The sequence below is a fragment of the Corynebacterium sp. HMSC08A12 genome, assembly GCF_001807485.1.
Taxonomy (GTDB): domain Bacteria; phylum Actinomycetota; class Actinomycetes; order Mycobacteriales; family Mycobacteriaceae; genus Corynebacterium; species Corynebacterium evansiae.
Window position 1 is genome coordinate 27081 of sequence record NZ_KV789166.1, and the last position, 13890, is coordinate 40970.

15 protein-coding genes are annotated in these 13890 nt (G+C 65.6%); 1 reads left to right on the forward strand and 14 read right to left on the reverse strand.

Annotated elements, in window-relative coordinates:
• Positions 1-98 precede the first annotated feature (98 nt).
• Positions 99-530: a Fur family transcriptional regulator gene (locus HMPREF3166_RS01180; protein WP_049050209.1), complete on the forward strand. Its 432-nt coding sequence runs from the start codon at positions 99-101 to the stop codon at positions 528-530.
• Here the strand turns inward: HMPREF3166_RS01180 and HMPREF3166_RS01185 are convergent, their stop codons facing one another.
• From HMPREF3166_RS01185 to HMPREF3166_RS01250, 14 genes are all read right to left on the reverse strand, one after another.
• Entirely contained in the window at positions 531-1706 is a 1176-nt protein-coding gene (locus tag HMPREF3166_RS01185; protein WP_070487306.1) for a VIT1/CCC1 transporter family protein, read from the reverse strand.
• On the reverse strand, positions 1703-2461 hold the full coding sequence (locus HMPREF3166_RS01190) for an isoprenyl transferase (protein ID WP_070487307.1): 759 nt from the start codon (positions 2459-2461) through the stop codon (positions 1703-1705). Before HMPREF3166_RS01190 ends, HMPREF3166_RS01185 begins: the two co-directional genes overlap by 4 nt.
• A gap of 24 nt (positions 2462-2485) precedes the next feature.
• On the reverse strand, positions 2486-3235 hold the full coding sequence (gene recO, locus HMPREF3166_RS01195) for a DNA repair protein RecO (protein WP_034985321.1): 750 nt from the start codon (positions 3233-3235) through the stop codon (positions 2486-2488).
• A gap of 47 nt (positions 3236-3282) precedes the next feature.
• Positions 3283-3666, reverse strand: a complete 384-nt coding sequence (locus tag HMPREF3166_RS01200; protein WP_070487308.1) for a DUF4282 domain-containing protein — start codon at positions 3664-3666, stop codon at positions 3283-3285.
• 3 nt (positions 3667-3669) lie between these two features.
• Positions 3670-4416, reverse strand: coding sequence for a DUF4282 domain-containing protein (locus HMPREF3166_RS01205; RefSeq protein ID WP_070487309.1), 747 nt, complete (start codon positions 4414-4416; stop codon positions 3670-3672).
• Positions 4417-4586: 170 nt separating this feature from the next.
• Entirely contained in the window at positions 4587-5543 is a 957-nt protein-coding gene (gene era / locus HMPREF3166_RS01210) for a GTPase Era (RefSeq protein ID WP_173362254.1), read from the reverse strand.
• A 64-nt stretch (positions 5544-5607) separates the two neighbouring features.
• Positions 5608-6975, reverse strand: coding sequence for a hemolysin family protein (locus HMPREF3166_RS01215; protein ID WP_070487310.1), 1368 nt, complete (start codon positions 6973-6975; stop codon positions 5608-5610).
• Positions 6976-7014: 39 nt separating this feature from the next.
• Complete coding sequence (gene ybeY, locus HMPREF3166_RS01220; protein WP_070487311.1) at positions 7015-7563, reverse strand: rRNA maturation RNase YbeY; 549 nt, start codon at positions 7561-7563, stop codon at positions 7015-7017.
• A 56-nt stretch (positions 7564-7619) separates the two neighbouring features.
• Entirely contained in the window at positions 7620-8615 is a 996-nt protein-coding gene (locus HMPREF3166_RS01225) for a PhoH family protein (protein WP_049050213.1), read from the reverse strand.
• Between the two features lie 11 nt (positions 8616-8626).
• On the reverse strand, positions 8627-9442 hold the full coding sequence (locus HMPREF3166_RS01230; RefSeq protein ID WP_070487312.1) for a 16S rRNA (uracil(1498)-N(3))-methyltransferase: 816 nt from the start codon (positions 9440-9442) through the stop codon (positions 8627-8629).
• Between the two features lie 3 nt (positions 9443-9445).
• On the reverse strand, positions 9446-10591 hold the full coding sequence (gene dnaJ, locus HMPREF3166_RS01235) for a molecular chaperone DnaJ (RefSeq protein WP_011273245.1): 1146 nt from the start codon (positions 10589-10591) through the stop codon (positions 9446-9448).
• An 80-nt stretch (positions 10592-10671) separates the two neighbouring features.
• On the reverse strand, positions 10672-11697 hold the full coding sequence (hrcA, locus tag HMPREF3166_RS01240; RefSeq protein ID WP_035005385.1) for a heat-inducible transcriptional repressor HrcA: 1026 nt from the start codon (positions 11695-11697) through the stop codon (positions 10672-10674).
• A gap of 54 nt (positions 11698-11751) precedes the next feature.
• Positions 11752-13017, reverse strand: a complete 1266-nt coding sequence (gene hemW, locus HMPREF3166_RS01245; RefSeq protein WP_070487313.1) for a radical SAM family heme chaperone HemW — start codon at positions 13015-13017, stop codon at positions 11752-11754.
• 39 nt (positions 13018-13056) lie between these two features.
• Positions 13057-13860 carry a hypothetical protein gene (locus HMPREF3166_RS01250; protein WP_070487314.1) on the reverse strand — a complete coding sequence of 268 codons (804 nt, stop codon included), beginning with the start codon at positions 13858-13860 and terminating at the stop codon, positions 13057-13059.
• Between the last annotated feature and the right edge of the window lie 30 nt (positions 13861-13890).

The window sequence follows — 13890 nt, forward strand, 5'->3', positions numbered from 1 at the left end:
GTGGGTAGTTACCGCAGGTTACCTGCCGCAAATAGAGCATTGATTTGCCACGCAACACACATTTAGAGCACTTTTAGAGCACAAGGAGCGAGCTCACCGTGAGCACCCCAGCTACCAACAAACTTCCCAAGATCGGCCAGCGCAACACCCGCCAACGACGCGCTGTGGCGGAGCTATTGGAAGGCCTCACCACGTTCTGCAGTGCCCAGGACATCCACCAGAAGCTCGTAGCCCAAGGCCACAAGGTCGGCCTGACCACCGTGTACCGCACGCTGCAGCAGATGGCGGAAGCCGGCGCGATCGATACGCTCTACGACGATTCCGGCGAGACCCTCTACCGCGCCTGCGCCACCGACGACCACCATCATCACCTGGTGTGCACCTCCTGCCGCCGGACCGTGGAGATCGACGGCGGCCCCGTCGAGGACTGGGCCGCGGAGACCGCCAAGAAGTTCGGCTACAAAAAGTCCGGCCACACCGCCGAGATCTTCGGCCTGTGCGGGGACTGCCAGAAGAAGTCCGCCAGCTAACTAGACGTTAAACAGCGAGCCGAGCAGGTAGGTCGCCCCGGCAGCGCCGAAACCGATAAGCAATTGACGCAAAGCGCGTCGGCCCGGCTCCACGCCAGACAGCAAGCCCACCACAGAGCCGGTAAACATCAAGGCCAGGCCCACCATCACGCAGGCGACAATCGCCGCGGTGGAGCCCGACAGGCCGAAGATATACGGCAGCACCGGGATCAAAGCGCCAACCGCGAAGCAGAAGAAACTGGAGACCGCAGCGGACAAGCCGGAGCCGCCATCCTCGTGTTTGGGAGCCGCGTGCTCCGCCATGCTCTCCCCGGCGCCCTGCGCGGACACAGTGCCAACCTTCTCTGCATCGAAGGCCTGCTCCCCTACCGGCTGGTTCGTCTCGATGATCGAATCGAAAACGCGGCGGGCGCGGTCGGCGGCCTCCTGCTCGCTCATGCCACGGGCGCGGTACACCAGCGCCAGCTCGTTCTGGTTCACGTCCAGGTTCGGCAGCGAGCGGCTAGCGTTCGGATCCGGGGCATTCGCACCCAGCAGCTCCTTCTGCGAGGTCACGGACACATACTCGCCAGCAGCCATCGACAGCGCGCCAGCCAGCAGGCCAGCGATACCGGTGACCAGCACCAGGTGGGAAGATCCACCCGTGCCGACCATGCCCAGTACCAGCGCCAGGTTCGAAACCAGGCCATCATTCGCGCCGAAGATAGCAGCGCGGAAATCGCCCGACATGCGGGCGCGCCCGCGCGCGGCCAGGCCACGGACAACCTCGGCGTGAATCGTCTCGTCCGCCGCAAGCTGGTCGTCGGCGTCCGCATCCGAAATGTACTCGTTGCGCTGCTCCGAGGATTGCATCAGAGCCAGCACGAACACCGATCCGAAGCGTCGCGCCATCCACGCCTTCATGCGGGTATCCAGGCTGGCCTTGCGCGGCAGACCCACGTATTCACCGAGGCGGTTCTTCCAATAGGCCTCGTGGCGCGCCTCTGCTTCTGCAAGCCCCAGGAGGATGGCGCGCTCCTCGCCGGTCTTCTTACGCGCCAGCTCGCGGTAGACGGCACCCTCGGCACGCTCGTTGGCCAGGTACTGCTGCCAGCGGGCGATCTGGCGCTTCGTCGGCTGCGGCTGCTCGACCTGCTCGGCGGCATCCGCCCCGTTTGCACCGGTCACGTCGCTCACTTCACACCTCCAAAGCGCCTATCGCGCTTCGCAAACTCCAGCACTGCCGCCCGCAGGTGGTTCGGCGTGTAATCCGGGAACAGCACATCCTGGTACACCATCTCCGCGTAGGTGGACTGCCACGGCAGGAAGTTCGAGGTTCGCATCTCGCCCGACGGCCGCAGGAACAGATCCACGTCCGGCATGTCCGGTTCGTCCAGGTAGCGGGCGAACGTCTTCTCGTTCACCTGCCGGGGCTTCAGCCGACCGGCCTTCACATCCTCGGCGATCCAGCGCGCCGCGTCCGCGATCTCCGCCCGGCCACCGTAATTCACGCACATGCCCAAGGTCATGGTCGTGTTGTTCTTCGTCAGCTCCTCGGCCTGCTCCAGCTCCGCAATCACGGTGCGCCACAGACGCGGGCGGCGCCCCACCCAGCGGATCCGCACCCCCAGGCTGTTCAGGTAGTCGCGCTGGCGGCGCAGCACGTCGCGGTTGAAGCCCATCAGAAAACGCACCTCGTCGGCTGACCGGCGCCAGTTCTCGGTGGAGAACGCATAGGCCGAAAGGTAATCCACGCCCAGCTCGATGCACTCCTCCACCAAGGACATCAGCACAGCCTCGCCCCGGCGGTGCCCCTCGGTGCGGACCATGCCGCGCTCCTCAGCCCAGCGCCCGTTGCCGTCCATCACTAGCGCGATGTGCTTCGGACGGAGCTCCGGCGGAATCTCGGAACGGTCCACGTGCGGATATTCAGTGCTACTCACCCGTACCATATTGCCACACCCGCACCACTGCCCCTATAGCGCCGCGTAAGCCGGGCAGCCTACCTCGAGCTGCTGTCGCACGTGTGCCAGTAGCAGGCGGTGCGATTGTGCCGCGATGTCTTGCCCCTGCTGGTCGCGGAGTACTTGGGCTGCTTGTTCGTGACGCCCCTTCTTCAGCAGCCACAGGGCGTGTACCGCCGCCGACGGCGGCGTGAACGCGCCCGGAGGCCTGCACGTCACGCACACCGCACCACCGGCCCCCGGGTGGAACGCCCGGTGGGGGCCGCGCTTGCCGCACTGCGCGCAGTCGACCAGGCTGGGCTCCCAGCCGGCGACTTCCAGGCCATGCAGCACGAACTCGTCGGCCACGCTGACCGGAGGGAGGGCTGAGGTGGTTAGTTGCTGGAGCGCGGCGTCCAAAAGAAAAAAGATCGAGTGCGCCGACGAAGGCTCGGCGGCAAAGACCTGGGCCATCTCCAGCATCGCCGCGCCAGCGTAGAAGCGATCGACATCCGCGACGATCGGCGAGGCGTAGGTGGCGACGGTGGCGGCGTCGGTGACGTTGGCCAGTGAACGGCCAGGATAAATCTGCACGTCAACGCGGGAAAAACGGTCCAGACGGGCACCGAAACGGGAGCGGGTTTTGCGGATGCCCTTGGCTACGGCACGGATCAGGCCATTATCCTTGGTGAGCAGGACGAGGATCAGGTCGGCCTCGCCCAGTTTGTAGGTGCGAAGCACAAAGGCCTCGTCCCGGAAGCTGGGACGAGACCTTCTACTCATAGGCAGCCAGTATAGCGCTTGCTGCAAAGTGATCGGGCTTAGACAAGCTAGGCGGACATACCCCGCTGCTTGATGCGAGCCCACGCGGCGGAAGTACTGGTCAGCGCCGCGAAGACCTCCAGGACAATACGGACGACCGCCAGGTTAACGATCGACTGGAAGATCGAAACCACGGAGGAAATCAGCTTGCCTCCAACGGAATCCCCGCCGCTCAAATCCACCTTCGCATAGGCCTGGCCTTGATCGGAGTAGGACCCATAGGCAGAGAACTCGAGGAAGGAACTATTGGTCCAGGTTCCGATCAAAGAGAACAGCAGGTACAGACCGATCACGATCGTGGCGAGGATGTAAAGCACTCGCAGGAAAGAACGGGTCGTGTACTTCTCAAAGTTAACGTCGAAGAGCCCGGAAAGAAAAGATTCGTTTCCCATCGGCTAGCTCCCGTTGGTCGAGTTACGCGCCTGTCGCTCGTCGATGGACTGCACCGACTGCGCGGTGCGGATGATGGACACAGCGACCTCCAGACCAACGCGGTAGACCGCCAGCCACGCCGCGGCACCGAGGAGCACCAGCGGGATGCCGATGAGCGCCAGGATGATTGCGGAAGCGTCCTGCGCCATCGCCGCAAGCAGGCCGATGATCGCCAGCAGTACGACGAGGCCGACGACGATCATCAGCAGGATGTACAGCACCTTCACCACCGACGGGGTGACGTAGCGGTTAAAGCTGAAGTCGAACAGGGCAGCGAAGAAACCGTCGTTGTCGGTGCCCGTCGTGTTCGCCATCTGCTGGTTCGGGTAAGCCTGGAAACCGGCCGCACCCTGCGGCTGGTTCTGCTGGCCCCAAGGCTCCTGCTGGCCGAACTGGTTCTGGTCGAACTGGTTCGTGTCGTACTGACCCGGCTGGCCGTAGGAGCTCGGCTGGGAGTACTGGTCCTGCTGGCCGAACTGATCCTGGCCGTAGGAACCGTACTGACCCTGCTGGTCCTGGCCGTACTGACCCTGCTGGTCCTGGCCGTACTGGCCGAAGCCCTGGGAGTAGTCCTGCGTCTGGTCCTGTCCGGAACCGTTGTTCAGGCCGCCGTTATCGCCAGCGCCGTAGCCAGCGCCATTGTCGCCAGCACCGTCTGCCGAGTGCTTGCCGGAATCATCGGAACCGTAGGGGTTAGACGGAGTTGTCACTAGTAGCCCTTCCTAGCGGCGCAATCCATGCGCCTGGTTAGGGGCGCGCCATGCGCCACGAAATTTCAAGATCAAGGTCTAGACCAAACTATCGCACTTCGCTTCCGCGCACCGGCTCAGAACTAAAAAAATGGTCAAACCCAGTTCAGCCCCAGGTCAAGACCAAGCCGCTAGAACCCCATCCGTCCCAGCTGCTTCGGGTCCGACTGCCAGTTCTTCGCCACCTTAATGTGCACGTCCAGATAGATGTTCTGGTCCAGCATCTTCACGATCTCCAGCCGCGAGCGGTGGACGATGCGCGACAGGCGCCGACCGTCCTTGCCCCGCAGGATCGCCTTCTGGCCTTCGCGCTCCACGTAGATCACCGCGTGCACGTCCAACACGCCCTCGCGCTGCGGGTTCGGCACAACCTCCTCGATCTGCACGGCCACGGAGTGCGGCAGCTCGTCGTGCAGTCCTTCCAGCGCGGCTTCGCGGATCAGCTCGGCCATGCGGGTATCGCGGTCGTCGTCGGTCACGTGGTCGTCCGGGTAGAACTTCGGCCCCTCCGGAAGCTGGTCGCGTAGCACGTCCAGCAGCACGTCCAGCTGCACTTGCTTGGTGGAGGAAACCGGCACCACGTCCGCCCCATCCAGCAGTTCGTGTAGCGCCAGCAGTTGCGCGCCGACCTGGTCCTTGGAGACCTTGTCCAGCTTCGTCACCACACCGATCAGCGGAGTCTTCGGGGCGACGGAACGCACGGCGTCCACAATCCAGCGATCCCCCGGGCCGATCTTCTCGTCCGCGGGCACGCACATGGCGATGACGTCCACATCCGAGTACGTTTCCTTCACCACCTCGTTTAGCCGCTCGCCGAGCAGCGTGCGGGGCCGGTGCAGTCCGGGAGTGTCCACCAGGATGATCTGCGCGTCCTCGCGGTGCACGATGCCGCGGATGGGGTGGCGCGTGGTTTCCGGCTGGTCGGCGGTGATGGCGATCTTCTCCCCCACCAGCGCGTTCGTCAGGGTGGACTTGCCGGTGTTGGGGCGGCCGACGAAGCTGACGAACCCGGAGCGGAAGCCCTCCGGAGCGCGGTATTCCTCCGGCACTTCCATCTCTTCGGGCGCCACGCCCGCCCCTTCGGGCATTCCCGCGCCCGGGTCGAAGGGGTCTTCGGGGATATAAGGATCGTTCATGGTCATCAAGTATCCCTTATTGCTGTTCTTTATCGCCAGCGGCTTTATCTTGTTCCGCCGCCTCACCATCGCGGCTGGCATCACCAGTGCCTTCAGGCTGCTGCTCGCGGGTCACCACGGCGGTACGGATCTTCACGCGCCCACGGCGGTCGCGCCCGCCCTCGTAACGGACATGCAGACCGGCGGTGGAAATCTCCGCCCCCGGGATCGGCACCCTGCCCAGCTCGAAGGCTCCAAGGCCGTAGACGGTATCCACTTCCTCGTGCTGCGCCTCGCTGAACTCTACGTCCTCGAAAAGCTCCTCGAGTTCCTCCAGCGACAGGCGCGCCTGCACCCGGTAGCTGCCGTCCTCCAGCGGCTCGATCGGCGCTTGCTCCGACGTATCGTATTCGTCGGTGATCTCGCCGACGATCTCCTCCAGGATGTCCTCAATAGAGATCAACCCCGCCACGGCACCGTATTCGTCGATGAGCATGGCGATGTGGATCTGGTCGCGCTGCATGTCCTCCAGCAGGTCGTCCAGCTTCTTCGAGTCCGGCACGAACACGGCAGGCCGCATGCAGTCGCGCACGCGGATGGAGCTGCCGCCGTCGGTCATGTGATAGGTCTCTGCGATGAGGTCTTTGAGGTAAATGACGCCCACAATGTCGTCCACGTCATCGCCCACCACGGGCAGGCGGGAAAGACCGGTGCGCACACACAGGCTGGTGGCCTGGCCGGCGGTCTTGTCGGCCTCAATCCACACCATCTCTGGCCGCGGCACCATCACGGAGCGCGCCGAGGTGTTGGCAAGGTCGAATACGGATTGGATCATCCGGCGCTCGTCCATCTCCACCACGCCGCGTTCGGAGGCGATGTCCACCATCTCGCGCAGCTCGATTTCGGAGGCAAAGGGGCCGTTGCGGAAACCCCGGCCGGGGGTCAGCACGTTACCCGCGCCGACCAGCAGCTTGGCGATGGGGCCCAGTAGCTTGGATAGGCCCAGCAGGATCGGGGCGGTCGCCAGGCTAATGGTGTACGGGTTCTGCCGGCCGAGCGTGCGGGAGAGCACGCCGATCAGGATGAACGTCAGCAGCGTGACGATCACGATGGCGGTGGCGAAAGCCCAGCCGCGCGAGCCCATCAGCTCCACACACGCGGCGGCGGCCAGCACCGCGCCGGAGACCTCGCAGATGGTGCGGAGCAGCACCAACAGGTTAATGTGGCCAGCCCGCCCCTCGAGCACCCGCTCCAGCCGGGCCGCGCCCGGGCGATCCTCCTTTACCAGGTTCTCCACCCGCGCCGCGGAGAGCGAGGACACTGCCGTTTCCACCAGCGACAGCACACCTCCGAGGAAGAGTGCAAGGATCGCGAACGGGATGGATAAGGGGATGTCGATCGTCATCTTTCGAAGCTTCTAGGTCTTCCTGGGTTTGGGTGGGTTCTAGTCCTGGGTATCGTCGCGGTCCGCGGCGCTGGGGAAGGCCCCGGCGCCGGTTGGCTTCGGGGCGAAGATCACGCCGCGCTCCTCCTGGGAGTCGTACCAGTTCGCCAGGATCTCATTCTGCAGGGCGAACATCTTCTGCTCGTCCTCCGGGGTGACGTGGTCGAAGCCCAGCAGGTGCAGCACCCCGTGGACGGTCAGTAGGTCGAGCTCGTGAGCCAGGGAGTGGCCCGCACGGGTCGCCTGCCCTTCGGCAAAGTCGGGGCACAGCATGATGTCACCCAGCATCGCCGGGGAGGGCTCCGCCGCATCCTTGCGGCCCCAACCTGGCGTCAATTCGTCCATAGGAAAGCTCATCACATCGGTAGGGCCGGGCAGATCCATCCACCTAACGTGCAGGTCCTCGATGGTTTCCAGGTCCACAATGTGGATAGATAGTTCGGCGGCCGGGTGGACGTCGAGGGTCCACAGGGCGTAGCGGGCGACGTCGATCAGCTCTTCCTCGTTGACCTCGCCGCGGCCGGATTCGTTAAAAACTTCGATGCTCATTGGGTGCTCGCCTTTTGGTAGTTCGTGCTTGCCGCTAGATTTCCGCTAGATTTCCGTTAAATTTCATTGTCCAGCTCGTAGGTGCCATAGGCCTCCACGATCTTGGAGACCAGCCGGTGGCGCACCACATCGTCGGAATCCAAGTTGATGATCGACACGCCATCCACGCCCTGCAGAACCTGACGGGCAACCTTCAGGCCGGACTCCTGACGGTTCGGCAGATCCACCTGGCTCAGGTCGCCGGTGACCACCATCTTGGAGCCAAAGCCCAGGCGGGTGAGGAACATCTTCATCTGCGCCGGGGTGGTGTTCTGCGCCTCGTCCAGCACCACGAAGGAATCATTAAGCGTGCGGCCGCGCATGTAGGCCAGGGGCGCGACCTCGATCACGCCGGTATCCATCAGCCGGGGAATCGTCTCCGGATCCACCATCTCCCGCAGCGCATCGTGCAGCGGGCGCAAGTAGGGGTCGATCTTGTCGCTGAGCGTGCCGGGCAGAAAGCCCAGCTTCTCCCCCGCCTCCACTGCCGGGCGGGTAAGGATGATGCGATTGACGTCCTTGGCCTGCAGGGCCTGCACGGCCTTGGCCATCGCTAGATACGTCTTACCCGTACCGGCCGGGCCGATGCCGAATACGATCGCGTCCTCGTCGATGGCCTCCACGTACTCCTGCTGGCCAGGCGTCTTCGGGCGCACCGTCTTGCCACGGTAGGAGACGATGGGTGCGGAATCGCTGCTGGAAACCAGCGCCGGGGCTTGCTCCTCCACCAGGGTGATCGCGCGCTTTGTGGCGGCCGGATCCACCGCATGGCCGCGGCTGACCAGGTTGATCATCTCCTGCAACACCCGGCGCGCCTGGGAGACCTCAGAGGCCTCGCCGCGGATCGTCACGCGGTTGCCGCGGGTCAGGATGTCCGCATCGAAGGCGTACTCCAGCACCCGCAGGTTCTCATCTGCCGGGCCGGCGACGGCCAGAACCGATTCCGGGTCGAGCTCCACGGTAGAGCTGGCTACGCGGGGGCGCGGTGACCTAGCGGAGTTGGGTGACGTCATGTGTATCGATCCTACCGCCAACGGTCCGTGACAGCGCCGATGGCTCCCAGCGCCACGGCTGCAGCGGTGGCGGTGCGCAGAACTTCCGGCCCCAGGCGGACCGGGGTGGCTCCCAGCTGCTCGAATTCGGCGAGTTCCTCCGGGCTGATGCCGCCCTCGGGGCCGACGACAAGGGCGATCTCGGTGGCGCCCGCGTCACTGGCCGCGTCACTGGCCGCGTCACTGGCTGCGGCGCTGGCACTGCCTACTGCCGCAGTGACGACCGCGGGCAGCGGCTCGGTGGCCTCCTCGTGCAAAACCAGCACATGCACGGCGCTTGCGTCGTTACCGGTGCCGGCCTCCCCCAGCCCCAGCACCCGCGCCAGCTCCTGTGGGCTGCGCACCAGCTGGGTAACCTCCGGGATCTGCAGGCGGCGGGACTGCTTGGCGGCCGCGCGGGCGGCGTTCTCCCACTTCGCGTGCGCCTTGGCCTCCTTGCCGTCCCACTTGGCGATAGCCCTGCGGGCGGCCCACGGCACAATCCGATCCGCGCCCGCCTGCACCGCCAGATCCACGGCCAGCTCCGCCCTATCGGACTTTGGGATCGCCTGCACCACCGTCACCCGAGGGTTCGGGGTGGGTAGCTCGAGAATGTCGGCGACCTCCACGGTGGCGTCACCAAGAAAAGAACCTTGCACCGCGCGTGTGGCGCCATCGGTGATGACCAACCCCTCACCCACCTCAAGACGCTTGACGGAGGCATGCTTGGCCTCCGCGCCGGTCAGGCGGAAACGATCCCCGACCGCAACCGGCTCGGGGATGGGGTGGATGAACACCGGATCCGTCATGGGTTAGCGGCCAAACTTCGAGCGCAGGCGGGAGAAGAAGCCGCTGTGGGACTCGTCCTTCGAGGCCACGCCAGCGTTCTGGGAGCTGGCCTCTCGCAGCTTCTCCAGCAGGTCGCGCTGCTTGTGGTTGAGGTCGGTGGGGATCATGACCTCCACGTGGGCGATCAGGGAACCGTGGCCCTCGCGGCGCAGGTGCGGCATGCCCTTTTCGGACAGGCGAATGGTGGCATCCGGCTGGGTGCCCGGCGCGATGTCCACGGTGGCGATGGAATCGTCCAGCAGCTTGACCTCCACGGAGGTACCCAGGGCCGCGTCTACCGCCGGCACCTGCAGGTTCACGTGCAGGTCGTCGGACTCGCGGATGAAGTACGGGTGCTCGGTGGTGTGCACCTCCACGTACAGGTCGCCAGCCGGGCCGCCGCCCGGGCCGACCTCGCCCTTGCCGCTCATGCGCAGGCGCATGCCGTCGGAAATGCCGGCGGGAATGGAAACCTTGAGGGTCTGGCGGTCGCGCACGCGCCCGTCGCCCGCGCAGTTCTCACACGGGTCCTCGATAACCTCGCCGGTGCCCGCACAGCGGTGGCAGGCGCGGCGCACCTGCACGCGGCCCAGCATGGAATTCTGCAACTCCATGACTTCGCCCGCGCCCTGACAGGTCGGGCAGGTCACCGGCGCGGCCTTGGAGGCCGAGCCCGAGCCGTCGCACACGTCGCACAGCACGGCGGTTTCCACGGTGATCTCGCGGTCGATGCCCGCGTAGACCTCCTCCAGCGTGGCCTCCAGGTGCACCAGCGCATCGTTGCCGCGGCGCACGCGGGACTCGCGCGGGCCGCGTGCCCCGCCGCCACCGCCGAAGAATGCGTCGAAGATGTCGCCCAGGCCGCCGCCGGAGAAGCCTCCGAATCCACCGGCTCCCGGCTGGCCGAAGCCCTGCTCCTCCGGGTCGCCACCAGCGTCCACGATCTGGCGCTTCTGCGGGTCCGTCAGCACCTCCTGGGCCAGGGAGGCTTCGCGGAACTTCTCCGCAGCCTCCTCGGAAGGGTTGACGTCCGGGTGGTACTTGCGCGCCAGGCGGCGGTACGCCTTCTTAATTTCGGCGTCCGTAGCGTCGCGATCCACACCGAGGATTCCGTAATAGTCTCGAGCCACGTTCAGCGGGTCCTTTTCACGTCTATCTTGAAGCTGCTTGCAGTCTTTAGTCCTAAACCAACTGCACTATCCTACTATTCCTACTCCTCGCTCAAAATCCGCGAGACGTAGTGCGCCACGGCGGTCACAGAGGAAATGGTGCCGGAGTAGTCCAGGTGGGTTGGCCCCACCACTCCCATGCCGCCGAGCACCGCGTTGGCATTGCCGTAGCCGGCGGATACGACGGAGGCGCCGCGCAGCTCCTCGTCCTCGTTCTCCTCGCCGATGCTCACCTGCACCTGCAGGTCACGCACGCTATTCAGCAGCTTCAGCACCACTACCTGCTCTTCCAGGGCCTCCACCACGGGGCTGAGTTCGCTGGTGCGCATCAGGTTGGGCGTGCCCGCCAGGATCAGCCGGTCATTCGGGCGCTCCAGCAGGGTCTCCACCAGCACGGTCGTCACCACGAGTGCCACGTCGCGCAGCTCCTCGGGCATGCTGTTGCCCTTGGCCTCGTTCGCCAGCGCGGCGATGTTCGTGCATGCGTCGTCCAGGGTGCGCCCCACCATCGCGGAGTTCACCAGGTCGCGCAGCCGCGGCAGGTCGTCGTCGCTGATCGGCTGGCCTAGATCCACGTTGCGCTGGTCCACGCGCCCGGTGTCGGTGATCAGCACCAGCAGGATGCGGTGGCTGCCCAACTTCACCAGCTCGCAGTGCTTCACCCGCCCGCGCCGCAGGTCCGGCATCTGCACCACGGCCACCTGGCGGGTCAGCTGGGATAGCAGCTGCACGCTGCGGCGCAGCACGTCCTCTAGGTCCACGCCGTGTTCCAGGAAGTCCAGAATCGCGCGGCGCTCCGGGGTGCTCAGCGGCTTGACCTCGTTGATGCCGTCCACAAAGCGGCGGTAGCCCTTCACCGTGGGGATGCGCCCGGAGGAGGCGTGCTGTTGGGTGATGTAGCCCTCGGCCTCCAGCACCGCCATGTCGTTGCGGATCGTCGCGGAGGAAACACCCAGCTGGTGCTTATCCACCAGCATCTTCGAGCCCACCGGTTCGTGCGAGGCGATGAAATCACTGACGATCGCCCGCAGCACCTGGTTCCTTCTGTGTTCAGTTCCGCTCGACAAATCCTTCACTCCTCGCGTGAGTCCGATTAGCCTCAAATAGCTCTCGATTGGCTCTTAAAGCCCGAGCGCCAACACGATGTCCGTGACGATCCCGTCGGCCAGGTAGCGCCCTTTATCCGTCAATCTTAGGCGCTCGCCGCGTTTGTCCAGCAGCCCCAGGCCCGTGTAGCGCTCGATCACCTGTCCCAGTTCCGCGTTCTGGGCGGGATTAGCACTGTTCGCGCCATCGCTTCCGCCCGTCAGCTCCGCCAGGTCCACCCCCTCGGCCAGCCGCAGCCGCAGCATCACCTGTTCTGTGCGCAGGTCGTCGTTGCTTAAGCGCTCGGTCGTCACCACCGACCCTGGCACGGGTAGGCCATCCTTTCCTATTGACGCCCCCTCGGCCTCACCCAGCAGCCCATTCCAATAGGTCGCCGGACGCTTCGCATTCACCAACCTCACCAGGCCTGATTCGCTGTGGCCTTCCCCGCGCAGCCGCACGCATCCGTGGGCGCCGGGGCCTGCGCCCCACCACTGCCCGGAGCGCCAATAGATCAGGTTGTGCTGGCATTCGCCGCCGGGTTTGGCCCAGTTAGAGACCTCGTACCAGCGAAAACCGGCCTGGCGCAGGCGGGCGTCGATGACGTCATAACGATCCGCCAGAGTGTCCTCGTCCGGGGCGGGCAGCTCGCCGCGCCGCACCTTGCGCGCCATGGCCGTGCCGTCCTCCACGATCAGGGAGTAGGCGGAGACGTGGTCGACGTCCGCCTCCAGCACCGCGTCGAGGGTACGCCGCAGATCGTCGTCGGTCTCGGTGGGGGTGCCGTAGATGACGTCCAGGTTGATGTGCTCGAAACCGGCCCGCTTGGCCTCGCGGGTGGCCTCAATCGGGCGGCCTGGGGTGTGCTGGCGCTCCAGCACCTTCAACACATGCCCCATCGCGGACTGCATGCCCAAGGAGATGCGGTTGAAGCCGGCCTCGCGCAGTCCTGCAAAGAACTCCGGGCTGGTGGACTCCGGGTTGGCCTCGGTGGTGACCTCTGCATCGGCTGCGAGCCCCACGGTGCGACGCGCAGCGTTCAGCGCCCGGGCCAGCCCCTCGTGCCCCAGCATGGACGGCGTGCCGCCGCCGAAGAAGACAGTCTGCACCTCGCCGGGGTAATCCCACACCTCGGCGGCGACCTCTAGCTCACGCTCCAGGGCATCCAGGTAGCCGGGGATGGTGTTACCCTCTGCAGCGCCGCCGTCGGCCGCGCTGAGCTCCTGCGGGGTGTACGTGTTGAAGTCGCAGTAGCCACAGCGGGTGGAGCAAAAGGGGACGTGGATATAAAGGCCATGCATACTACGTGCATAGTACTAGCCGTGCTGGCGGTACTGGCGCTAGACCGCAGTGCCGCGCTTGCGTCGCTGCAGGCGGCCGACGATCTCCTCCACCCGGGCGCGCTCTGCCAGGAACTCCGGCGGCGCCTCGCCGCGCATGCCCGCGGCCAGCTCCGGCTGGCGGGCAATGACCTCCCGCCAGTGGCCTACCAGCTCGATGGTGCGCTGCTCGGCCTTCACGTATGCCTGCGGCAGCAGCACGGACTGGGATTCCAGGGCGCACTGCGTCTGGTTGATCACCCAGTCCTCCACCTCGCGCAGGTCCGCGCGGATACGCTCGGCCTGCTCGCGCAGCCACATGCGCCAGGAGGCCGTGGAGGCCATCGTCGCCGGCGCGTGCTCGGCGGAAGTATCAGCGAACTCCGCGCCACGGGCACTGCGCGGGTCGCTGGTGCCGGCGGCGGTTGGGGTGGTGGCGTCAGAAAGAGAACGGCGAGCGGACGCACCGGGCTTCCTGTGCATAAAGCTCAAGGTGCGGCCGGGGTGCGGGTAGTCGCTGCCGCGCGCAACGCTGCCGCCGAGGGCGCGAGGGGTGCGCGAGGGAGTCACGCCGGACATGCTGCCGGCGCGCACACCGGAGACGAAAGCCTGGCGCAGGCCGTTGAGCTCGGACAGGCCGGGGCGCACCTCGGCGCGCCCCTCCGCGACGATCTCCTCCAGCTCCAGCAGGCAGTCTTCCACCAGGTCGGCATCCCAATCGGCGATGGCCTGGGAGACGTGATTGATGTAATCGGCGATCTCGTCGCCAATGTCGTAGATATTTTGGGTGAGCTCGCGAACGCGCAGGGCAGCATCGTAGTGCACGCGTTCTCCTCTCCCCTGGGCTCGTCACAG

Coding starts and splice junctions, on each gene's coding strand:
- recO (WP_034985321.1), bottom strand. CDS start 3,235: ATGAGTAGAAGGTCTCGTCCCAGCTTCCGGGACGAGGCCTTTGTGCTT.
- ybeY (WP_070487311.1), bottom strand. CDS start 7,563: ATGAGCATCGAAGTTTTTAACGAATCCGGCCGCGGCGAGGTCAACGAG.
- HMPREF3166_RS01190 (WP_070487307.1), bottom strand. CDS start 2,461: ATGGTACGGGTGAGTAGCACTGAATATCCGCACGTGGACCGTTCCGAG.
- hemW (WP_070487313.1), bottom strand. CDS start 13,017: ATGCATGGCCTTTATATCCACGTCCCCTTTTGCTCCACCCGCTGTGGC.
- HMPREF3166_RS01200 (WP_070487308.1), bottom strand. CDS start 3,666: ATGGGAAACGAATCTTTTCTTTCCGGGCTCTTCGACGTTAACTTTGAG.
- era (WP_173362254.1), bottom strand. CDS start 5,543: ATGCCCGAAGGGGCGGGCGTGGCGCCCGAAGAGATGGAAGTGCCGGAG.
- HMPREF3166_RS01230 (WP_070487312.1), bottom strand. CDS start 9,442: ATGACGGATCCGGTGTTCATCCACCCCATCCCCGAGCCGGTTGCGGTC.
- HMPREF3166_RS01215 (WP_070487310.1), bottom strand. CDS start 6,975: ATGACGATCGACATCCCCTTATCCATCCCGTTCGCGATCCTTGCACTC.
- HMPREF3166_RS01225 (WP_049050213.1), bottom strand. CDS start 8,615: ATGACGTCACCCAACTCCGCTAGGTCACCGCGCCCCCGCGTAGCCAGC.